Raw genomic sequence first — 21,534 nt, forward strand, 5'->3', positions numbered from 1 at the left:
GGGGGGGCCGGGGGGGGTGGGGGGGGTTTTTGGGGGGGGTGGGGGGGGGGGGGGGTTTTTGGGGGTTTTGGGGGGGGGGGGGGGGGGGGGGGGGGCCCGCCGCGGCGGGTCACAGCCCGCTGTCGGGCTCGAAACGCACCACCACCGACTTGGAGGTGGGCGTGTTGCTGATGTCGGCGGTGGAGTCCAGGGGCACCAGGACGTTGGTCTCGGGGAAGTAGGAGGCGGCGCAGCCGCGGGCGGTCGGGTAGTGGACCACCCGGAAGTGCGGCGCGCGGCGTTCGCGCCCGTCGGACCACTCGCCCACCAGGTCGGTGTAGGAGCCGTCGGCCAGGCCGAGCTCGGCGGCGTCCTCGGGGTTGACCAGGACCACGCGGCGCCCGTCGGTGATGCCCCGGTACCGGTCGTCCAGGCCGTACACCGTGGTGTTGTACTGGTCGTGCGAGCGCAGGGTCTGCAGCAGCAGGCGCCCCTGCGGCACCCGGGGCGCGTAGGTGCCGTTGACGGTGAAGTTGGCCCTGCCGGTGGCGGTGGGGAAGCGCCGGTGGTCGCGCGGCGCGTGCGGCAGGGTGAACCCGTTGCGCTGCCGGGCCCTGGCGTTGAAGTCGTCGAAGCCGGGCACGACGGCGGCGATGTGGTCGCGGATCCGGTCGTAGTCGGCGAACGCGTCCCAGGCCACCGGGCTCTGGCCGAACAAGCGGGCGCCCAGGTCGCGGACGATGTCCACCTCCGAGCGCATGTCCTCCGACAGCGGCCGCAGCACGCCGTGCGAGGCGTGGACGCGGCTCATGGAGTCCTCGACGGTGACCCAGCGCTCCCGCCCGCCGTGGACGTCGCGGTCGCTGCGGGCCAGCGCGGGCAGGATGAGCGCGCGGGTGCCGGTGACCACGTGGGAGCGGTTGAGCTTGGTCGACACGTGGACGGTCAGCCCCACCCGGCGCATGGCGTCCTCGGTGACATGGGTGTCGGGGGTGGCGGCGACGAAGTTGCCGCCCATGGCGAAGAAGACGCGCACGTCGCCCCGGGCCATGGCGCGGATGGCGTTGACGGTGTCGTGGCCGTGCTCGCGGGGCGGCGAGAACCCGAACTCGGCGCCCAGGGCGTCCAGGAAGGCGTCGGAGGGCCGCTCGAAGATGCCCATGGTGCGGTCGCCCTGCACGTTGGAGTGGCCGCGCACCGGGCACACCCCGGCGCCGGGGCGGCCGACGTTGCCGCGCAGCAGCAGGAAGTTGACGACCTCGCGGATGGTGGGGACGGAGTGCTTGTGCTGGGTCAGGCCCATGGCCCAGCACACGACGGTGCGCTCGGAGGCGATGGCCATGGCGGCGATCTCCTCGATGAGCGGGCGCTCCAGGCCGGTGTCGCGCTCCACCCGGGCCCAGAAGGCGTCGGCGGGCTCGTCCAGGAGCTCCTTGGCGAACAGGTCGAAGCCGTGGGTGTGGGCGTCGATGAAGTCGTGGTCCAGGACGCGGGACCCGTCGCGGTCGGTCTCCAGCAGGATGCGGTTGACCGCGGAGAACAGGGCGAGGTCGCCGCCCAGGCGGATCTGCGCGAACACGTCGGTGAGCTGCGTTCCGCGGCCCAGCAGTCCGCCGGGGTGCTGGGGGTTGCGGAATTCGCGCATCCCGGCCTCGGGCAGGGGGTTGACCGTGACGATGCGGGCGCCGTTCCTCTTGGCGCGCTCCAGGGCGGTCAGCATGCGGGGGTGGTTGGTGCCGGGGTTCTGCCCGGCGACGATGATGAGGTCCGCCCGGTACAGGTCGTCCAGGGACACGCTGCCCTTGCCCACGCCCAGGGTCTCGGTGAGGGCGGACCCGGAGGACTCGTGGCACATGTTGGAGCAGTCGGGCAGGTTGTTGGTGCCCAGCTGGCGGGCCAGCAGCTGGTAGGCGAAGGCGGCCTCGTTGCCCGTGCGCCCGGAGGTGTAGAAAACGGCCTGGTCGGGGCCGTCCATGGCGCGCAGCTCGGCGGCGACGAGCTCCAGGGCGTCGTCCCAGCCGATGGGGGTGTAGTGGTCGGCGCCCTCGGCCAAGTGGAGGGGCTGCGTGAGGCGCCCCTGCTGACCCAGCCAGTACCCGGAGCGCTGCGCCAGGGCGCTCACGGAGTGCTCGGCGAAGAAGTCGGCGGTGAGGGGGCGGGTGGTGGCCTCCTCGGCGACGGCCTTGGCGCCGTTCTCGCAGAACTCCGCGCGGTGGCGCTTGTCGCCCTCGGGCCAGGCGCAGCCCGGGCAGTCGAAGCCGCGCTTCTGGTTGAGGGCGAGCATGGCGGGCAGTCCGCGCCGCACCCCGGCGTTCTCCCCGACCTGCCGGACGCTGTTGAGGACGGCGGGCAGTCCGGCGGCGGAGGTCTTGGGCGGGTCGATGCGCGGGGTGTCCTGCGCGGTGTCCGCGGGTACGGGGCGGTGGCGTCTCATGGCCGCATTGTCCCACCGTGCGGGGGCGCGCTTCAAAGGCGCCCCGGGGCGGATCATGTGCCTTCGTCTCGCCGGTCAAGGGATTGACCGTCGCGGCGGCGGATTCCCGTCGTGTATTCGGTTCCGCGATATCCCTTATGTTCCGCGGGCCCGCGGGATATCCCCTTTCGGCGGCGGCTCCGGGTCGCCGGGTGGGCGGGCGGCGGTGCGTGTGAGGTGGGAAGGCGGTGCCTTCTCCCGGCCGCCGGGCCGTGCCGCCCGCGGTTCTCGCGGCGCGCCCGCCCGTGGGCCGGGGCCGCGCGTCCGGTTTTCCCGGTCCGGCGGAGGGACATTTCGATCCGCCGTCAAAGGAGATCGACGCGGAGTCCGGCGCGGCCATTGTCGCCCCTGCCGCCCCGGCGTTTCCGCGGCCCCGACGGTCGGCGGGGTCGCGCGCCCGCACGGGTCGAGGGGGTCTGCACACGCCGGCGTACCGGGCCGGCGGGTCGCGCGCCCGTGTGGGCCGCCGACCCGTCCACCGGTGGGCGGGCCCGGCCGCGTCGGCCCGGGCCCGCGGGCGTCAGGACTGGTCGAACAGGGCGCTCACGGACTCGCCGTTGTGGATGCGGCGGATCGCCTCGGCCAGCGCCGGGGCGATCGACAGCGTCGTGAGCTTGGGCGTGACCTTCTCCGGGGCCATCGGCACCGTGTTGGTGCACACGATCTCGGTGACGTCGTCCATCGCGGTCAGGCGGTCCAGGGCGCCGTCGGTGAACAGGCCGTGGGTGCAGGCCACCCGGATGGAGCGGACCTTGTGCTCGCGCAGCCGCTCGATCAGCTCCACCACGGTGCTGCCCTTGGCGACCTCGTCGTCGAGGATGATCACGTCGCGGTCGGCGACGTCGCCGATGACCGAGGTGATGCTGACCTTGTCGTCGCTGAAGCGCTGCTTGGCCCCGGCGGCCACCGGGGTGTCCAGGCGGCGGGCGAACGCCGAGGCGGCCTTGGCGTTGCCGAAGTCGGGGGAGACGACCACGGTGTTGGACAGGTCGTCGCCGCGGAAGTGCGAGGCGAGCTCGCCCAGGGCGTGCAGGTGGTCGACGGGGACGCTGAAGAACCCGTGGACCTGGGGCGAGTGCATCGTCATGGTGAGCACGCGGTCGGCCCCCGCCGTGGCGAGCAGGTCCGCGACCAGGCGGGCGCCGATGGAGATGCGCGGCGCGTCCTTCTTGTCGGAGCGGGCGTAGGCGAAGTGCGGCATGACCACGGTGGTGCGGGCGGCGGAGGCCCCGCGGGCGGCGTCGAGCATCAGCAGCAGCTCCACCAGGTTCTCCTGGACCGGGGGCACGAGCGGCTGGATGATGAACACGTCGCGTTCGCGGCAGTTGTCCTGGAGCTGGACCTCCAGGCAGTCGTTGGCGAACCGCGAGACGCGGGTGGGGGAGAGCGGCTTGCCGAGGTCGGCACAGATCTCCTGGGCGATCTCCGGGTGGGCGCTGCCGGAGAAGATGACGATGTCGCGCACGGATGTCCCTGTTCGTGGGTGGGATGGGCCGCCACGAGGTTACTACCCGGGTTTTCGCAGGCCGCGGCGCGGGAGGCCGGTGAACGCCCCGGTCCCGCGGCCGGGGCGGGGACGCGGGCGCTAGAAGGGATAACGGGTTGCTGTTACCGCCGATACCCTGGGGTGCATGGGAGACAGGCAGGACACACGGCGGCGCGTGATCGACGCCGCGGCGGACATCCTCACCCGCCAAGGGCGCGAGGCCGTCACGACGCGTTCGGTGAGCGCCGCCGCCGGGGTGCAGCCGCCCACCCTCTACCGGCTGTTCGGGGACATGGCCGGGCTGTTCGACGCCGTGGCGGCCGACGGGTTCGACCGCTACCTGGCCGGGAAGCAGGCCCAGGTCGCCACCGGGGACCCGGTCCAGGACCTGCGGGCGGGCTGGGACCTGCACGTCCGCTTCGGGCTGGACAACCCCGCCCACTACGTGCTGATGTACGCGCCCGGCGCCTCCGGCGGCGGGGGAGGGGAGGCGGCGGCCCGGGCGCAGGAGATCCTGCGGGGGCTGGTCGGCCGGGTCGCCGAGGCCGGGCGGCTGGCGGTCGACGCCGAGACCGCGGCGGAGATGATCCACACCGCCGGCAGGGGTGTGGTGCTGCGCCTCATCGAGCGGGGCGCGGACGACCCGCGCCTGTCGGAGGCGGTGCGCGAGGCCGTGCTGGCCGCCGTGGTCACCGGTCCCGCGCGGGCGGAGGGCGCCGGCGACACCGGGGTGTCCGCCCACGCCAACGCGTTGCGGGTGCTGCTGTCCCGGGGCGGTGCCGACGGGTTGCTGACCCCGGGCGAGGCGGCCCTGGTGGACGAGCTGCTGGTCCGGCTGGCCTCCCACCGGCCCTCGCCCGCCTGAGCCGCGGCGGCGGTCCCGGGTGGGGCGTGCACCGCCCACGGCACGCGGTGGCCCCGATGGATTCAGACCGGGGCGGTGAGCAGGCGGATGCGGCCGCCGCCCGCGGTGGCGTCCACGCGGTGCGCGCTGCCGGGGTCGGTGTCGACCTCGGTGACCACCTCGCCCTCGCCGGAGGAGGCGTCCACGGCGTAGGCGGCCTCGGGCAGCGTGATGTCGGCGTCGCCGTCGCCGGTGCGCACCGTCACGGCGTCGGGGACGGCGGTGAGCTCCAGGTCGACGTCGCCGTCGGCGGTGACGGCCTCCACCTCGTCCGAGGCGAGCCCCCGGCCGATGAGGTCCCCGCCGTCGCTGGCCATGGTGAGGGGACCGATGGTGTCGGAGACCGAGACGCGGCCGTCGCCGCTGGTCGCGGTCAGGGGGCGGACGAAGCCGAAGGCCGTGATGTCGCCGCTGCCGCTCACCACGGTGAGGGTGGTGCCCTCCGGGACGATCACCTCGTACTCGGCCTCGCAGTCGGTGAGGGCCCCGCAGCGCACGCGCAGCCGGAGGGTGTCGCCGGTGAGGCCCCAGTCGGCCTCGGGGGAGCCCAGCAGGGAGCTGGAGGAGATCCAGCGGGTCACCTCGACCTCGTCGACGTCGCCGGGGGAGACGCGCAGGTTGCCGTTGTCGGCGTCGATGGTGAGCAGGTCGGAGGAGGGGGCGAAGCCCGCTTGCTCCGGTTCGGGGGCCCGGTCCGGGGCGCAGGCCGTGGCGGCCAGGAGTACCAGGACGCCTACCGCGGTCGCCGCGGCGGGGCGGCGCAGGGCCGCGCGGACCCTCCGGGTGCGGCGGGACGGGACGCGGGCGTTGCTCATGCCGCGACGTTAGTGCGCCCGCCGGCAGCGGACCCCCACGTGCGGGCACGTGTCGGGTCAAGCGCGGCCCCGGCCGGAACGCCGGGGGCCCCGGGGCGTCCGCCCCGGGGCCCTCGCGCGCTCGCGGAGGACGTCACTCCCGGCCGAGCGCCTCGTGGATGAGGGGGACGATGCCCTCCAGGGCGTAGGAGACGCCCAGGGTGGAGCCGCTGGAGAAGGCGTTGGCCAGCTCCGGGTCGTCCAGGATGATGAGGCGCCCGTCCTGCGCGGAGCCGATGCCCTGCAGGACCGGGTCCTCCTTCAGCGTCTCGGCGACGTCGCCGATCGGGAAGACGATGGTCAGGTCGGCGTCCAGGACCTCCACCAGCTCCGGGCTGAGGTCGACGTAGAACGCGCCGTCGGCCATGTCGGTGATCTCGGACTTGTACTCGAAGCCCAGGTCCTGGAGCACGTCGACGCGGCTGTCGCCGGGCACGTAGGCGCCGTACTGGCCGTCGAAGTAGGCGCCCACGGCGATGGTGACGTCGGCGAAGTCCGGGTTCTCCTCGCGCAGGGCCTCGAACTCCCCCTCCAGCTCGGAGACCAGCTCCTCGCCGCGCTCCTCCTCGTTCAGGGCCAGCGCGACCTGGCGGGTCTGCTCCTGCCAGGTGGTGCCGTAGGTGACCTCCACGCCGGGCGGCGGGCCGATCACCGGGGCGACCGGGGAGAGCAGGTCGTAGCGCTCCTGGCTGTTGTCGGAGCGGGTGTCGAGGATGACGTCGGGCTCCAGGGCCGCGATCTCCTCCAGGTTCGGCTCCAGGGTGGCCAGCTGGGCGGGCTCGGAGTCGAACAGGTCGGCGGCCCAGGGGCCGACGCCGGGGGAGCCGTAGGCCTGCCAGTCGGCGACGCCGACCGGCTGCACGCCCAGGGCGAGCGCGGTCTCGGCGTCGGACCAGCCCATGGCCACCACGTTCTCGGGGCGGTCCTCGACGGTGACGTCCCCGAAGAGGGTCGGGACGGTGACGGGGTAGCCCTCGGCGGCCCCGCCGGAGGGGGAGTCGGGCTCCTCGGCCGCCCCGCCGCCGCAGGCGGCGAGCATCAGGACGGAGAGCGCGCCGGCGGCGATCGCGCCGCCGCGGGTCAGCGGGCCACGGTTCATGGAGCCTCATCATTCTCGGGAAGGTCACGGTCAGCTTAGGCTTGCCTAAGGTGAATCATAGTGATGGACTCCGGGGTGGGTGCAAACCGGGATGAACGGCGCGCCGCGGGGCCGGCGGCGCGGTGAGCCCCCGCCCGCGGGCGGTTCCGGTGCGGCCGGTGCTCCGCACGCCGGTGCGCGTGTGACGTGGGTCATGTCCGGCGGGGCCGCTGCGGGCCGGGCCCGCGGAGCCCTCCCGTGCCCCGCGGGGGCGCGTTCGCGGCGGTGTCCGGGCCTGGCTAGCCTGTTCGCGGCACGACGACAGGGAATGGGACGATCGGATGACCACAGGTTCAAGGGCGGGCGTACGCCCCGGCCCGGACGGGACGGCCGCGTGAGCGCAACCGCCGACGCCCCCGCCGACGTGCGCACCCCCGACGGCGTCCCCGCCGACGTCCGCGCCCTGGGCCGGCGCACCCTGCGCCGCAACCGCCGCGACGCCGCCTGCGCCACCGCCCTGCACTCCCTGCACCAGCTCGCCGAGGCCCTGGTCCCCGTGGCCATCGGCGTCACCATCGACCGGGCCGTCTTCACCGGCGACGTCGGCGCCCTGGCCCTGTGCGTCCTGGGCATGGCCGCCCTGTTCACGGTGCTGGCCCTCGCCTACCGCATCGGCGCCCGGTTCTCCATGCGGGCCGCCGAGAACGAGGCCCACCTGCTGCGGGTGGAGGCCGCCCGCCGGGCCCTGGACCCGCGCGGGGAGCGCAGCGGACTGCGCGCCGGGGAGCTGCTGTCCGTGGCCACCTCCGACGCCGAGCAGGCGTCCCAGTACGTGCGCGCCTGGATCGGGCTCATCGCCATGGGCAGCGCGATCACCGTCACCACCGTCGCCCTGCTGGCCATCGACGTCCCCCTGGGGATCGGCGTCCTGGTCGGGGTGCCGCTGATGATGCTGCTGCTGCGCTTCCCCGCCGCCCGCATCACCCGGCGCAGCGAGGCCAAGCAGGCCACCGCCGCCGGGGCCACCGCCCTGGCCACCGACCTGGTCGGCGGCCTGCGCGTGCTCATGGGCATGGGCGCCCGCCGCGCCGCCGCCGACCGCTACCGCCGGGCCAGCGGCGTCGCCCTCACCGCCTCGGTGTCGGCCGCGGCCAGCAACGGCGTGTACCGCGGCATGGTGTCGGCCGCGGGCGTGCTGTTCCTGGCGTGCGTGGCCGCGGTCGCCGGCTGGATGGCGCTGGAGGGGCGGCTGACCATCGGTGAGCTCATCACCGTGGTGGGCCTGGCCCAGTTCCTGGCCGAACCCGTCCAGGGCCTGGGCATGGTCGGCCAGCTCTTCGCCACCTCCCGCGCCTCGGCCCGCCGCCTGGTCCGGTTGCTGACCGCTCCCGCCGCCGTCACCCCCGGCGAGCGGCCGGTCCCGGCCGAGCCCGTGGTGGAACTGGACGGGGTCGCCTACCGCACCCTGCGCGGGGTCGACCTGCGGCTGGCCCCGGGCGAGACCGTGGGTGTGCTGGCCACCGACCCGCGCGACGCCGAGGCGCTGCTGGAGCTGCTGTCGGGCCGGGCCGTCCCCGAGGACGTCGAGGAGGGCCGGGCCGCGGTGGGCGGGGTGCCCGTGCACGAGCTCGACCTGGCCGCGCTGCGCGTCGCCGTCCTGGTGGAGGAGCACGGGGCGACCCTGTTCGAGGGCACGCTGCGCACCAACCTGGCCACCGGCGGCGACCGCGACGAGGCGCACCTGCGCGAGGCGCTGCGCGCCGCCGGGGCCGAGGACCTGGTCACCGGGCACGCCCAGGGCCTGGACCGGCCCATCGCCGACCGGGCCGCGAACCTGTCCGGCGGGCAGCGCCAGCGCGCCGCCCTGGCGCGAGCCCTGGCCGCGGACCCGCCGGTGCTGGTCCTGCACGACCCCACCACCGCCGTGGACGCGGTCACCGAGGAGGCGATCGCCCGCGGACTGACCCGGGCCCGCGCCGACCGCGCCCCGGCGGGGGCCACCCTCGTGGTGGCCGCCAGCCCGGCGCTGCTCTCCCGCACCGACCGGGTGGTCGTCCTGGAGGAGGGGCGCGTCCGGACCGTGGGCACCCACGCCGAGCTGGTCGGCCGGGACCCCGCCTACGCCGAGGCGGTCCTGCGGTGACCCCCCTTCCCTCCCGCGCGGCCGGGGGCTCCCCCCGCCGTGCGGCGACGCGCCGCCGCGGTCCGGCGGCACGGCCCGGCCGCGGCGTGCCCCGGGGAGCGGCCGCACCACCCCGCGGCCCCGCCCTCCCGGGCACGGCGGCGGACGGCGTACCCGCCCGGGGCGGGGCGCCGGGCACAGAGGCAGGTTCCCCGGGCGCGGGCGCGCCGGGCACGGAAAGGACGGTGACCGCGTGAGCGCGATCGACGAACGCGCGGATCTGCTGCCCACCGCTTCGGCCCGGCGCACCTGGGCGGTGCTCGGCGACGGGGTGCGGCGCAGCGGCTGGGGCACGCCCCTGTCCCTGGTCGTGGTGCTGGCGGGCAGCGCGGTCGGCCTGGTCGCCCCCTGGACGCTGGGCACCATGGTCGACGACATCTCCGGCGGCGCCGGACTGGACGCGGTGCTGCGCGCGGCCGGGATCATCGCCGCGGCGGCACTGCTCGGGGGCCTGCTCACCGGGGCGGGCGCCTGGCTGGTGACACGGGCCGGGGAGCGGATCCTGGCGCGGCTGCGCGAGCGGGTCATGGACCGGGTGCTGCACATGCCCGCCGCGCAGGTGGAGCGGGTGCGCATCGGAGACCTGCTGTCCCGGGTGGGCGACGACGTCGCCGTGGTCACCACGGGCATCGCCCGCAACGGCCCCGACGTGGTGATCGCGCTGGCCATGGTGCTGTCGACGGCGGCCGGGATGACCGCCCTGGACTGGCGGCTGGGCCTGGCCGGGCTGTGCGCCCTGCCGGTCTACGTGTGGGCGGCCCGCTGGTACCTGCCGCTCTCGGGCCCCTACTACGCCCGCGAGCGGATCGCGATGGGCGAGCGGTCGCACGCCATGATGGGCGCGCTGCGCGGGCGGTCGGCGGTGCGCGCCTACCGGCGCGAGGAGGAGCACGAGGGGCGGGTCTCCGACCGGTCCCTGGCGGCCATGGACATCACGCTGTCGGTGTTCCGGCTGCTCACCCGGTTCGGGTCGCGGCTCAACGGCGCCGAGTGCGTGGGTCTGACGGCGGTGCTGGTCGCGGGGTTCTGGCTGGTGCGCGGCGAACTCGTGACGGTGGGCGCGGTCACCGCCGCGGCGCTGTACTTCCACCGGCTGTTCGGCCCGATGATGTTCCTGGTCATGAACTTCAACGAGGTGCAGTCGGCCGGGGCGAGCCTGGCCCGGCTCGCCGGGGTGGTGGACCTGCCCGAGGCCCCCGAGCCGGAACGGCCGCGCGAGCCGCAGGACGCGTCGGTGCGGGTCAAGGAGGTCGCGCACCGGTACGGCCCCGACACCCCGCCCGCCCTGGACGGGGTGTCGCTGGAGATCGCCCCCGGGGAGCGGGTGGCGCTGGTGGGCGCCAGCGGCGCGGGCAAGAGCACGCTGGCGGCGGTGATCACGGGCCTGCGCGTCCCCGACACGGGCGAGGTGTACCTGGGCGGAGTGCCGCTGGCCGACCTGGGCGAGCACCTGCTGCGCGGGCACGTGTACCTGGTCAGCCAGGAGACCCACGTGTTCGCCGGGACCCTGCTGGAGGACCTGCGGCTGGCCCGCCCCGGGGCGGGCGCCGCCGAGGCGGAGGCCGCGCTGGAGCGGGTGGACGCGCTCGGCTGGGTGCGGGCGCTGCCCGAGGGGCTGGACACCGTGGTCGGCGAGGGCGGCCACCCGCTCACCGCCGAACAGGCCCAGCACCTGGCGCTGGCCCGGATGGTGCTGGCCGACCCGCCGGTGGCGGTGCTGGACGAGGCCACCGCGGAGGCGGGCAGCGCGGGTGCGCGCCGCCTGGAGCGGGCCTCGCTGGCGGCCACCGAGGGCCGCACCACCCTGGTGGTGGCGCACCGGCTGACCCAGGCGCAGGCCGCCGACCGGGTGGTGGTGATGGACCGCGGCCGCGTCGTCGAGCAGGGCCCGCACGCCGACCTGGTGGCGGCCGGCGGCCGCTACGCCGACCTGTGGCGCAGCTGGCAGGGCACCGCCTGAGCCCCGGCCCGGCGGGCACCGCGCCGGCCGGCCGTGCGGGGCGCGGGCCCGGCGGAGTCCGGGCCGGGCGGCGGGCGGACGGTGCGGTCCGCGGCGGCGGACCGTCCGCGACAGGCGTCGACGTGACGGACATCGACGCGAAGGACGTTGAAGGGTGGGTGTGCGATGACCGTTCCCGACACGGGGACGCCCTGGCTGCGCCGTTTCCACGCCAGGCCCGGGGCCCGGCTGACGGTGGTGCTCTTCCCGCACGCGGGCGGGACGGCCAACTTCTACCGGGAGTGGTCGGCCGGCCTGCCGGAGGAGTTCGCGTCGGCCGTCGTGCAGTACCCCGGCCGGGAGACCCGGTTCGGCGAGCCCCTGCCCGCGCGGCTGGAGGACCTGGCGGCGGGGGCCGCGGCGGCCCTGGAGGGCCACCTGACCGGCCCCTACGCGCTGTTCGGCCACAGCATGGGCTCGCTGGTCGCCTACGAGGCGGCCCGCCGCCTGGCCGACGGCCCGCTGGGCCCGCCGGTGCGCCTGTTCACGTCGGCCCGGCGCGCCCCCGGCCGTGAGGGGCCCGCCTCCGGCGTCCACCTGCTGGACGACGACGGCCTGGTCGCCGTCCTCGAGAAGCTCGGCGGCACGCCCCCCGGCCTGCTGGACGACCCCGACCTGCGGTCCCTGGTACTGCCCCCGGTGCGCGGCGACTACCGGCTCGTCGACGCCTACCGGCCCGCCGCCCCCGAACCCCTGGACGTGCCGGTCACGGCGCTGGCCGGGGCCGACGACCCCTCCGTCTCACCCGCCGAGGTGGACCGCTGGGGCGATCTCACCACGCGCGGGCACGTCCTGGAGGTGCTGCCCGGCGGCCACTTCTTCCCCGTCCGGCACCGGGCCGAGGTGCTGCGCGTCCTCGTCCGCGACCTCGCCGGCGCGGTCTGACCGGGGCGGCCGCGGTGGGAGGGCCCCCGAGGGGACGGCCCTCCCGCTACGGCCGCGCTCCCGGTCACGGGCGGGGAGCCGTCACAGGCGCGGGTCCACCGGGTCCGCCGCGGGTCCCTCGATCCGGTACCGGTCCAGGGCGGTCACGACGTAGGCGCCCTCCCCGTCGGAGCGGTCGGTCCAGGAGGTGGTGCCGGTGACCCCGAGCAGGGCGTCGGCGGTCAGCGCCTCGCACACGTCCTCGATGTCCCCGGAGGCCACCGCCTCGGCCTGGTCGGCGCCGACGCGGTAGACCGCGTAGGAGCGGGCCCCGTCCAGCTCCTTCCAGGACAGCTCGGTGCCGTCCTCGCCGGTCTCGGCGCTCAGGCCGCGCACCTCGCCGACCTCGGGGTCGGTGTCGGGCGCCACGTCCGCCACGGGCGGCAGCGCCGGGTCGGAGTAGTACTCCTCGCGCAGGTGGCCGAACGCCTCCGCGGCCTCCTCGGTGAGCGACGTGAAGGAGAAGTACACGTCGCCGCCCACCTGCTCGACGCCATCGGAGTAGTCGAGCTGGTCGGACAGGGCGCTCTCGCCGCGCCAGCCGGGCTCGCCCGCCCGGTAGGCGGCCTGGCCGATGTACAGGTCCACGCCGGTGCCCTCCACCTGGTCGGCCCACCAGTCGGTGAGGACCTCGTAGTCGGCCGCGGCGAAACCGCGCTCCCAGTACAGCTGCGGGACCACGTAGTCGATGGTGCCGTCCTGGATCCAGGTGCGGGTGTCGGCGTGCTGGGCGGCGTAGGACTCCAGGCCGTCGGTGTCCGACCCGGCGGGGTCACTGCCCGCGTTGCGCCAGATCCCGAACGGGGAGATGCCGAACCGGACCCAGGGCTTCTCCTCCTCGATGCGCTCGTGGATCCCGGCGACGAACCGGTTGACGTTGTCGCGGCGCCAGTCGTCGCGGTCGTCGAAGTCCCCGCCGTGCGCCTCCCAGGAGGCGTCGTCGTCGAACTCCTCGCCGTCCTTGGGGTAGGGGTAGAAGAAGTCGTCGAAGTGGACGCCGTCGATGTCGTAGCGGTCCACGACGTCCATGATCACGTCGGTGACCCAGGCCCGCACCTCGGGGTTGCCGGGGTCGAGGAACCCCTCGCCGCCGTAGCGGACCATCCAGTCGGGGTGCTCCTTGACGGGGTGGTCGTCGGCGAGGGTCTCCAGGTCGGAGGAGATGCCGACGCGGTAGGGGTTGAACCAGGCGTGCAGCTCCAGGCCGCGTTCGTGGGCCCCTGCGACGGCGTACTCCAGCGGGTCGTAGCCGGGGTCGCCGCCCTGCTCCCCGGTGAGGTAGCGCGACCAGGGCTCCAGGTCGGACTCGTACACGGCGTCGGTGGTGGGCCGCACGTGCAGGAACACGGTGTTCAGGCCCAGCTCGGCGGCCTCGTCCAGGCGCGCGTCCAGCTCCGCCTGCTGCTCCTCGGCGGACAGGCCGGGCTCGGAGGGCCAGTCGATGTTGCCGACGGTGGTCAGCCAGGCGCCGCGCATCTCGCGCTTGTCGTCCGCCGCCCGGCACAGGGAGGCGCCGGGGCCGGGCGCGGGGGCGTCGGCGGCGCCCGCGACCGCGTAGCCGGCGGCGATCACCGCCGCGGCGGCGCCGAAGGCCGCCCACTTCCGGTAGGGGCGGGGAGCGGTGCGGGTGCTGTGTCGGCCGGATGCCACGTGACCTCCTCGGGGCCTGGCTCGGGGCGCCGTGCGGCGCACCAGGCATCAGAGTAGGTCATTGCATAACATTTCAGACACACAGGAGCCTCGAAGAGAATAATTTTACCTTCTCCGGGTAAACCAGTGCGGCTCTGTGCGTCCGGTCAGTCGGTCACCGCCTGGCCGTACTTCCAGTAGCCGATGAAGGTGATGTCGTCCTTGGCCACGCCCCGCTCGCGCACCAGGTGGCGGCGCAGCTCGGTGGGCAGCGCGTTCTCCCCGGCGACGAAGCAGTACAGGCGCTCCTGCGGCAGCTCGGCGGCGCGCACCGCCTCCAGCGCCAGGCGGCCGGGCACCGCGTGCGGGTCGGTGCGGGGCAGCCAGTGCACCTCGACCCCCGGCAGCGACCGCAGCGGGCGGACGTCGTCGGCCGAGGGCACCTCCAGGTACACGCGGGCCCTGAGGGTCTCGGGCGCCTGCTCCAGGATCGACACCAGCGCCGGGAGCGCGCTCTCGTCGCCCACCAGCAGCTGGAACCCGGCTCCGGGGGAGGGCAGGTAGTAGACGCCGTCGGTGAGCAGGCCGATCTCGTCGCCGGGCCGCGCCGCCCGCGCCCACGCCGAGGCCGGGCCGCCCTCGCCGTGGTCGACGAACTCGATGTCCATCTCCCGGGCCGGGGCGTCGAACCGGCGCACCGAGTAGTTGCGCACGTAGGGCTGGCGCTCCTTGGGCATGTCGTACAGCTGCGACACCCAGCGGCGGTCGGTGGCGGTGGGCAGGTGCAGGCGGTCCTGGCCGGGGCGGGGCAGGAACAGGCGCACGAACTGGTCGCGGCCCAGGAACTCGAAGTCCGCGAGCTCCTCCCCGCCCAGGGTGATGTTGATGAAGTGCTTGGTGACCCGCTCGGTGCGCACGACGCGGGCGCGCATGATCGCGCGGTGGGCGGGGTTCTCGACACGCACGGGGCACTCTTCTCGGATCGGACGAACGAGCACGAACGTCCCTGAGGTTAGCCTTACCAACCCGCCCCCGTCGAGCCGGGCCCGCCGACCGGCCCCTCTAGAATCGCTTCTTCCGACCTTGGAGGCCCCATGCCCCCCGACGGCTCCGGCCTGCCCCTGGCCATGTCCGGGCACGTGCGTCCCTGGACGTACGGCGCCAGCCACTCCGAGCTGCGGTTGCGCACCGTGCCTGGAGCGCTCCGCCCGGTGGAGCTGTTCTTCGTCGATGTGCGGGCGGTGCACCTGGCCTCCTCGTACGCCGACCCGACTCTGGACCTCGCGGATGTGCAGGAGAGCGCGCGCATGCTCGAATTCGCAGGGCTCACCCAACGGGCGGAAGGGGACGCCCTGGTGCTGCGGCCGTCCGGTGAGCGCGCACCGGGATACATCGTGTGCGGCGGGTTCACCGCCTGGCGGGTGGGACCCGACGGCGCCCGCCGGGAGGTCGTCGCCCGGGCAGGATCGCTCGTGAGGCCCCGCCGCGGGAAGGGGCGATGACGTGGGCCGGCAGGTGAGGCTGCACCTCATGCCACAGGACGCGCGGGAGATCACCGCGTTGTTGACAGAACGCCACCGGTGCGCGGTGTTCCCCCGGTGGACGGAAGATCCGGAGAGCCCGGCGCAACGGGCGTTCGACCCGCTGGAGCCGTGGTGGTGCATCGCCCGTGTGGACGATCTCGCCGAGCTGCGGCCACGTTCCCTTGGAGCGGGGGACCTGTGGGTCTTCGACGTGCAGGTCGATCCGCTGATCGAGTGGTCGCCCTCCTTGCTGCGCGATGGGCTGCTCCATCCCGGACGCCTCTACTACACGGAGCGCTTCGTGCACGGTGATCGGTTCTGCGACAAGGATCCGGATTTCGTGTCGGCGGCACGGCGGATCCTGGCGGCGGTCCGGCGACACACCACCGTTCTTCGTCACGACGGGCGGATGCTGCGGGTCGGGGCGGCGGCCCGGGAGGCCATCCTGTCCGGGGTGTTGCAGGCGCGGGTCAACCCTCCCGGGGCGCGGGGCTGACGGGCGCGCGGTCGGCGGACCGGCCGGGCCGGAGCGGGTCAGGCGGGGCCGAGGCGGCGGTCGAGGATGTCGGCGAGCACGGCGCAGCCGCGCCGCAGCTGCGGCGCGGACGCCGAGCCGTAGCCCAGGACCAGGCCGTGCACGGTCGGCTCGCCGTGGCTGGTGCGGCCGGTGTCGTCGACCACCACGCCGCGGGCGGCGGCCTCGGCGACCACCGGGGCCACCTCGCGGGCGGGCAGCGGCAGCATCGCGTGCAGCCCCGCGGTGTCCCCGGTCAGGCGCGGCCCCAGGTGCTCGATGAGCAGGGCGCGGCGGCGCGCGTACTCGGCGCGCATCCGCCGCAGGTGCCGGTCCAGGTCGCCGCGCTCCAGCAGCAGCGCCGTGGCGGCCTGCACCGGGCCCGGGGTGCGGTCGGTCAGGTTGCGGCGCACCCGCGCCAGGTGCTCCACCAGGTCGGGTTCGGCGACGATCCACCCGATGCCCAGGTCCGGGGTGAGGGTCTTGGACAGGGTCCCCAGCAGCACCACCCGCCCCGGGTCCATCCCGTACAGGGCGGGCAGCGGGGCCACGTCGTAGCGGAACTCGGCGTCGTAGTCGTCCTCGATGACCACCGCCCCCGTCGCCCGCGCCCACGAGATCAGCAGCTCGCGGCGGGGCACCGGCAGCCGGCCGCCCAGCGGGTACTGGTGGGCGGGGGTGGTGTACACCAGGCCCAGGCCGTCGGGGAGCGCGTCCACGACCAGCCCGTCGCGGTCCACCGGGCACGGGACGACGCGCGCCCCGCGGGCGGCCAGCACGGCGCGGGCCTTCCCGTACCCCGGCTCCTCCACCCCCACCCGGTCGCCCGGGGCGATCAGCGCCGCCCCCGCCAGGTCCAGCCCGTTGCCGGTGCCGCGGGTGACCAGGACGTTCTCCGGGCCCACGGCGATCCCGCGGTACCGGCGCAGGTGCTCGGCGAGCAGGGAGCGCAGCTCCGGCAGGCCGCGCGGGTCCGGGTCGTCGTCCTGGGGCAGGTCGGCGGCGGCGCGCCAGGCCCGCCGCCAGGCCGCCCGGTCCACCGACCCCACCCAGGGCGCGCCCGGGCGCAGGTCGATCAGGCCGCGTTCGCGCAGCTCGGCGCGGGTGGGCCGGTCCTCCGTCGCGGTGCGGCCGCTGCGGGCGGCGGCGGTGCGCCAGGCCGGTTCGATGGGGGCGGGCTCGGCGGGCGCGGGCGCGGCGCCCGGGGCGACGAAGGTGCCCGACCCGTGCCGGCCCTCCAGCCACCCCTCGGCGTACAGCTGCTGGTAGGCGTCGGTGACGACGGTGCGGCTGACCCCCAGTTGGGCGGCGAGGGTCCGGCTGGAGGGCAGGCGCTCGCCCGGGGTGAGGGACCCGCCGGTCACGGCCGCGCGCAGGGCGGCGGCCAGCTGGAGGGTGAGCGGTGCGTCGTCGGAGCGGTCCAGGCGCAGGGCCGGTTCGGCGTGCTGTCGGGGCACGGGCGCGGGCTTCCTAGAGTTCGAGGTGGTACAGGCCGACCGGCGCGGGCGGCGGCAGCGGCGGCGCGGAGCCGGGGTCGGTGCGGAAGGACCGCAGCAGGTGGCCGACCATGCGGCGGGCGGCGGCCAGCGCCGCCTCGGCGGTATCGGCGCGGATGCCGTCGACGGCCATGAGGACCAGGGTGAGGTCGGTGCGCTCGAAGTCGGCGCGCAGGGCCCCGGCCTGTTTGGCGCGCAGGATCAGCCGCGCGAACCCCTCCTCGGCCCGCGCGCGGCGCTCCTCCAGTTCGGGTGAGAGGGGGGAGGCGCTCAGGAACGCGGCGCCGAACCCCCGGTCGGCGACCTGCATGGCGGCGATGCGGTACAGCGAGGACGCGAACCCGCGCCAGGGGTCGGGGTCGGCCAGGGCGTGGTCGACGAGGTCGGCGCAGGCGGAGGCCTGGTCGGCGAAGGCCGCGGCGACCAGGTCGTCGCGCGTGGGGAAGCGCCGGTACAGGGTGGCGGTGCCCACCCCGGCGCGGCGGGCGATGGTGGCCATGGGCACGTCGATGCCGTGGGAGGCGAACGCCTCGCGGGCGGCGCGCAGGATGCGCTCGCGGTTGCGCAGGGCGTCGGCGCGCAGCGCGGGTCCGGCCGACGCCATCTGAGACGGATCTCCGGGCATGTGTCTCACATTACCGCTAAGTGGACGATGCCCTCCGTTTCCCTGGTTACCGTTCACGGGGCACGGGCCGGACGGCGGTCCGCACGCCCCACCGTGAACGGAGGAGACGGGTGGCACAGGAGATGCGCGCGGCGCTGTTCGACCGGTACGGGCCGCCGGAGGTGATCTACCAGGGGCGCCTGCCGGTGCCCGACCACGGCGACGACCGCGTCCTGGTACGGGTGCTGGCCACCAGCGTCAACGGCGGCGAGCTCTCGGGGCGCTCGGGCGCACTGGGCCCGCTGGGCGGCCTGGTCATGGGCGGGCCGCCCCGGCGGCTGGGCCTGGACTTCGTCGGCGACGTGGTCGCGGTGGGCGCGAACGTGCGCGGCGTCGGGGTCGGCGAACGCGTCTGGGGCCTGCTGCGCGCCTTCGGCGCCGCGGCCGAGTACGCGGCGGTGGCGCCCGACCGGATCGCCGCCGTCCCCCGGGGCATGGACCCGCTCCAGGCGGTGGCGATCCCGGTGGCCACCACCACCGTCACCGCCCTGCGCGACAAGGCGCGGCTGCGCCCGGGGGAGCGGCTGCTGGTGCGCGGCGCCACCGGCGGCGTCGGCGTGAGCGGGGTGCAGCTGGGCAGGGCCTACGGCGCGCACGTCACCGCCCTGGCCCGGGCCGAGCACCTGGACCTGGCCCGGGAGCTGGGCGCCGACGAGGCCTTCGACTACCGCACCACCGCCCCGGCCGACCTGGGCCGCTTCGACGTCGTCCTGGACACGGTGGGCACCGACCTGCCCGCCTACCGGGCCCTGCTGGCCCCGGGCGGGCGGATGGTCGCGGTGTCCTTCGACCTGGACCGCCCGCTCCGGTCCCTGGGGTACATCCTGGGCTCGGCGGTGCACGGCCGCGGCCGGGTGCGGTTCTTCAGCGGGAACCCGCGCCGGGACCTGCTGGAGGAGGTGGCCCGCCTGGTCGAGGCCGGCGACCTGCGGCCGGTGGTGGACCGGGTGTTCCCGCTCTCGGACCTGGCCGGGGCGCACCGTGCGCTGGAGGCGGGCGGCGTGCGCGGCAAGGTGGTCGTCGACACGACCGCCTGAGCACCGAAGTGGTCGTGCGTTTCGGGGCGGAAGTGGCCCTGTTCGGAGGGCCACCCGGCTCCTAACGTGAAGGCATGCACTCGACCACCGAAACCGTTCCCGGCCGGGGCCCGCAGGCCCCGGCCGCCCCGGACCCCGCGTCCGCGCCCCTGTCCGCCACCGACCGGACCCGGCTGCGCCGGGGCAGGCACAAGCAGCGCGAGGACCGCGCCGAGCTGTACGCCCTGCTCGACGAGGGCCTGTTCTGCCACCTGGGCGTGGTCGTGGACGGCGCCCCCCGCGTGATGCCCACCGCCTACGGCCGCATCGGCGACACCCTCTACCTGCACGGGTCCACCGGGGCGCGGTCGATGAACGCCGACGGCGAGGTGTGCGTGACGGTCACCCTCGTGGACGCCCTGGTGCTGGCCCGGTCGGCGTTCCACCACTCGGTGAACCACCGGTCGGCGATGGTCTACGGCCGCCCGCGGGTGGTGACCGACCCGGACGAGCGCACGGCCGGGCTGCGGGCCCTGACCGAGCAGATCGCCCCGGGCCGCTGGGAGGAGATCCGCGAGCCCGACCGCAAGGAGATGGCGGCCACCCGGGTGCTGGCGCTGTCCCTGGCCGAGGCGTCGGTGAAGGTCCGCACCGGGCCGCCGGGGGACGAGGAGGAGGACATGGACCTGGACGTGTGGGCCGGGATCGTCCCCGTCCGGCAGGTGTACGGCGAGCCGGAGCCGGACCCGCTGCTCAAGCCGGGCATCGGGGTCCCGCGCCACCTGCGGGAGCACCGCTCGCCCGCCTGACCCCGGGCGGGGCGGGAACCTCCCGGAATCCGTGCGAGTGGAGGACACCAAGTGGCCTCCACCCCCGCGAGAGTGGGGTCACCGAAGCGGAACGCGCGAGACGAGGGAGCGACATGACCGTTCTGGTGACCGGTGCGACGGGGACCGTGGGGCGCCACCTGGTGCGGTGGCTGGCCGACCGGGGGCACCCCGTCCGGGCGCTCACCCGCCGCCCCGACCGGGCCGACCTCGGCCCCGGGGTGGAGGTGGCGGGCGGCGACCTCACCGACCCCGCCACGCTGAAGGACGCCTTCGCCGGGGTGGACGGCGTCCACCTCATCACCTTCGGCGGCGACGACGGGGCCGAGCTGGCCGAGGCCGCCGGCATCGTCGAGCTGGCCGTCGCCTCCGGGGTGCGGCGCGCCACCGTCCTGGGCGCCTTCGGCGGCAGCCCGATGGAGGACGCCGTGCGCACCGACCGCCTGGAGTGGACGGTGCTGGCCCCGATGGAGTTCATGTCCGGCGCCCTGGAGTGGGCCCCCGACGTGCGGGAGGCGGGCGCGGTGCGGACCCTGGCCGCCTGGCCCAGCGCCGTGGTCCACGAGGCCGACATCGCCGCCGTCGCGGGCGCGGCCCTGACCGAGGGCGGCCAGGGCGGCCGCGACCTGGTCCTGACCGGCCCGCAGGCGCTCACCCCCGCCGAGCGGGCGCGCGACCTGGGGGAGGCGCTGGGCACGGAGGTCGGCTGGGTGCACCTGACCGAGGACCAGGAGCGCGAGCGCCTGCGCTCCCAGGGCTTCCCCGAGGATTACGTCGAGTTCGGCGTCGCCCTGGCCCTGGGCCCGCCCGAGGCGGCGGCCCGGGTGCTGCCCACGGTGCGGGAGGTCACCGGGCGCCCCGCGCTCACCTTCGCGCAGTGGGCGCGCGAGAACGCCGACGCCTTCCGGGCCTGAGCCGGTGCCGGGCGGCCTCAGGGCCGCCCGGCCTCACACCGGTACGGCCTCGACCAGCGTGTTCCCCGAGGGCGCGGGCAGCGTGCGCACCGACTCCAGCGCGAACCCGGTCCGGGCGCACAGGGCCTCGAAGTCGGCCCGGGTGCGCTCCCGGCCACCGGTGTTGACCAGCATGTTCAGGTCGCTCAGGAACGGCACCGGCGGACCGGCCGCGCCGGGGCCGTCCGGCAGCATCGGCTCCACCAGCAGCAGCCGGCCGCCGTCGGCGACCGCCTCCCGGCAGCGGGACAGGATCGTCGCCGCGCGCTCGTCGTCCCAGTCGTGGACGATGCTCTTGAGCAGCATCACGTCCCCGGCCGGCAGGGAGCGGAAGAAGTCCCCGGCCACCACCGAGCACCGGTCGGCGACCCCGGCCTTCTCCAGGACCGCCGGGGCGCGGGCGGCGCCGCCGGGCGCGTCGAACAGCACGCCGGCCAGGTGCGGGTGGCGGGCCAGCACCGCGGAGATCAGCGTGCCGTCGCCGCCGCCCACGTCCACCACCGTGGAGAACGGCGCGAAGTCGTAGGCGTCGGGCAGCACCCGGGCGGTGCCGCGGGTGCCGTCGGCCATGGCGGCGTGGAACATCTCCGCCCGGTCGGGGTGCCCGTCCAGGTGCTCGAAGAACGACGTGCCGTGCACGCGCTCGAACGCCACCGAGCCGTCGCGCACGCTCTGCGGCAGCTCCCGCCAGGAGTCCAGCAGCAGCGCGTCGGTGTAGAACCGGGCGATGGCCGCCCGGGAGTCGGGGTGGTCGGTGCGCAGCAGGTGCCCGGCCTGGGTGAGGGTGTACCGGCCCGGGCCGGTCTCGGCCACCAGCTCCACGGCCTCCAGCGCCCGCAGCAGGCGTTCGAGGGTGTCGGCGCGCGCGTCCAGGGCGCGCGCCAGCTCGGCCACGGTCGCCTCCCCCTCGCCCAGGGCGTCGGGCAGGCCCAGGCGGACGGCGCCGCCCACGAGGTGGGCGACCATGCCGCCGAACAGCATCCCGCCCAGGGTGCGGTGGGCGCGGGCTTCCTCGCTCGTGTCACCCAACGGG

At 75.6% G+C, this 21,534-nt stretch carries 18 protein-coding genes; 9 read left to right on the forward strand and 9 right to left on the reverse strand.

Annotation, left to right across the window (positions count from 1 at the left end):
* Positions 1–109: 109 nt before the first annotated feature.
* Positions 110–2,413 (reverse strand): FdhF/YdeP family oxidoreductase, encoded by a 2,304-nt coding sequence (locus ABZ249_RS07805; RefSeq protein WP_355258785.1) that lies wholly within the window; start codon positions 2,411–2,413, stop codon positions 110–112.
* Positions 2,414–2,972: 559 nt separating this feature from the next.
* Positions 2,973–3,917 carry a ribose-phosphate pyrophosphokinase gene (locus ABZ249_RS07810; RefSeq protein WP_220561911.1) on the reverse strand — a complete coding sequence of 315 codons (945 nt, stop codon included), beginning with the start codon at positions 3,915–3,917 and terminating at the stop codon, positions 2,973–2,975.
* 166 nt (positions 3,918–4,083) lie between these two features.
* Between ABZ249_RS07810 and ABZ249_RS07815 the strand changes: the two genes are divergently transcribed.
* Positions 4,084–4,803: a TetR/AcrR family transcriptional regulator gene (locus ABZ249_RS07815; protein ID WP_355258788.1), complete on the forward strand. Its 720-nt coding sequence runs from the start codon at positions 4,084–4,086 to the stop codon at positions 4,801–4,803.
* Between the two features lie 62 nt (positions 4,804–4,865).
* Here ABZ249_RS07815 and ABZ249_RS07820 read toward each other — a convergent pair whose 3' ends face one another.
* Positions 4,866–5,657 (reverse strand): DUF4097 family beta strand repeat-containing protein, encoded by a 792-nt coding sequence (locus tag ABZ249_RS07820; protein ID WP_355258790.1) that lies wholly within the window; start codon positions 5,655–5,657, stop codon positions 4,866–4,868.
* Positions 5,658–5,790: 133 nt separating this feature from the next.
* Positions 5,791–6,795: an iron-siderophore ABC transporter substrate-binding protein gene (locus tag ABZ249_RS07825; protein WP_355258793.1), complete on the reverse strand. Its 1,005-nt coding sequence runs from the start codon at positions 6,793–6,795 to the stop codon at positions 5,791–5,793.
* A 373-nt stretch (positions 6,796–7,168) separates the two neighbouring features.
* Here ABZ249_RS07825 and ABZ249_RS07830 point away from each other — a divergent pair, with 373 nt between their 5' ends.
* From ABZ249_RS07830 to ABZ249_RS07840, 3 genes are all read left to right on the forward strand, one after another.
* Positions 7,169–8,917 carry an ABC transporter ATP-binding protein gene (locus ABZ249_RS07830; protein ID WP_355258796.1) on the forward strand — a complete coding sequence of 583 codons (1,749 nt, stop codon included), beginning with the start codon at positions 7,169–7,171 and terminating at the stop codon, positions 8,915–8,917.
* A gap of 232 nt (positions 8,918–9,149) precedes the next feature.
* Entirely contained in the window at positions 9,150–10,916 is a 1,767-nt protein-coding gene (locus tag ABZ249_RS07835) for an ABC transporter ATP-binding protein (protein WP_355258799.1), read from the forward strand.
* A 165-nt stretch (positions 10,917–11,081) separates the two neighbouring features.
* Positions 11,082–11,840 carry a thioesterase domain-containing protein gene (locus ABZ249_RS07840; RefSeq protein WP_355258802.1) on the forward strand — a complete coding sequence of 253 codons (759 nt, stop codon included), beginning with the start codon at positions 11,082–11,084 and terminating at the stop codon, positions 11,838–11,840.
* A gap of 81 nt (positions 11,841–11,921) precedes the next feature.
* Here the strand turns inward: ABZ249_RS07840 and ABZ249_RS07845 are convergent, their stop codons facing one another.
* Positions 11,922–13,529: a family 10 glycosylhydrolase gene (locus tag ABZ249_RS07845; RefSeq protein WP_355258805.1), complete on the reverse strand. Its 1,608-nt coding sequence runs from the start codon at positions 13,527–13,529 to the stop codon at positions 11,922–11,924.
* Between the two features lie 146 nt (positions 13,530–13,675).
* Complete coding sequence (locus tag ABZ249_RS07850) at positions 13,676–14,473, reverse strand: siderophore-interacting protein (RefSeq protein ID WP_355258808.1); 798 nt, start codon at positions 14,471–14,473, stop codon at positions 13,676–13,678.
* Positions 14,474–14,602: 129 nt separating this feature from the next.
* Between ABZ249_RS07850 and ABZ249_RS07855 the strand changes: the two genes are divergently transcribed.
* The gene (locus ABZ249_RS07855; protein WP_355258811.1) at positions 14,603–15,010 is read left to right on the forward strand and encodes a hypothetical protein; all 408 of its coding nucleotides are present in this window, start codon (positions 14,603–14,605) and stop codon (positions 15,008–15,010) included.
* Positions 15,011–15,038: 28 nt separating this feature from the next.
* Complete coding sequence (locus ABZ249_RS07860) at positions 15,039–15,527, forward strand: hypothetical protein (RefSeq protein ID WP_355258814.1); 489 nt, start codon at positions 15,039–15,041, stop codon at positions 15,525–15,527.
* Positions 15,528–15,565: 38 nt separating this feature from the next.
* Here the strand turns inward: ABZ249_RS07860 and ABZ249_RS07865 are convergent, their stop codons facing one another.
* Both ABZ249_RS07865 and ABZ249_RS07870 read right to left on the reverse strand, forming a co-directional pair.
* A complete protein-coding gene (locus tag ABZ249_RS07865) occupies positions 15,566–17,002 on the reverse strand; it encodes a PLP-dependent aminotransferase family protein (protein ID WP_355258817.1) in 1,437 nt (478 codons plus the stop codon).
* Between the two features lie 13 nt (positions 17,003–17,015).
* Positions 17,016–17,666, reverse strand: coding sequence for a helix-turn-helix domain-containing protein (locus tag ABZ249_RS07870; protein ID WP_355258820.1), 651 nt, complete (start codon positions 17,664–17,666; stop codon positions 17,016–17,018).
* A gap of 122 nt (positions 17,667–17,788) precedes the next feature.
* Here ABZ249_RS07870 and ABZ249_RS07875 point away from each other — a divergent pair, with 122 nt between their 5' ends.
* The 3 genes from ABZ249_RS07875 to ABZ249_RS07885 all read left to right on the forward strand — a co-directional run bounded on the left by ABZ249_RS07875 (position 17,789) and on the right by ABZ249_RS07885 (position 20,462).
* Entirely contained in the window at positions 17,789–18,742 is a 954-nt protein-coding gene (locus ABZ249_RS07875; protein ID WP_355259579.1) for an NAD(P)-dependent alcohol dehydrogenase, read from the forward strand.
* A 74-nt stretch (positions 18,743–18,816) separates the two neighbouring features.
* Positions 18,817–19,530, forward strand: a complete 714-nt coding sequence (locus ABZ249_RS07880) for a pyridoxamine 5'-phosphate oxidase family protein (RefSeq protein ID WP_355258823.1) — start codon at positions 18,817–18,819, stop codon at positions 19,528–19,530.
* Between the two features lie 113 nt (positions 19,531–19,643).
* Positions 19,644–20,462: an NAD(P)H-binding protein gene (locus tag ABZ249_RS07885; RefSeq protein WP_355258826.1), complete on the forward strand. Its 819-nt coding sequence runs from the start codon at positions 19,644–19,646 to the stop codon at positions 20,460–20,462.
* Between the two features lie 33 nt (positions 20,463–20,495).
* Here the strand turns inward: ABZ249_RS07885 and ABZ249_RS07890 are convergent, their stop codons facing one another.
* Positions 20,496–21,530, reverse strand: coding sequence for a methyltransferase (locus tag ABZ249_RS07890; RefSeq protein WP_355258829.1), 1,035 nt, complete (start codon positions 21,528–21,530; stop codon positions 20,496–20,498).
* Between the last annotated feature and the right edge of the window lie 4 nt (positions 21,531–21,534).

This window comes from Nocardiopsis sp. NPDC006139, assembly GCF_040614155.1.
GTDB lineage: Bacteria > Actinomycetota > Actinomycetes > Streptosporangiales > Streptosporangiaceae > Nocardiopsis > Nocardiopsis changdeensis.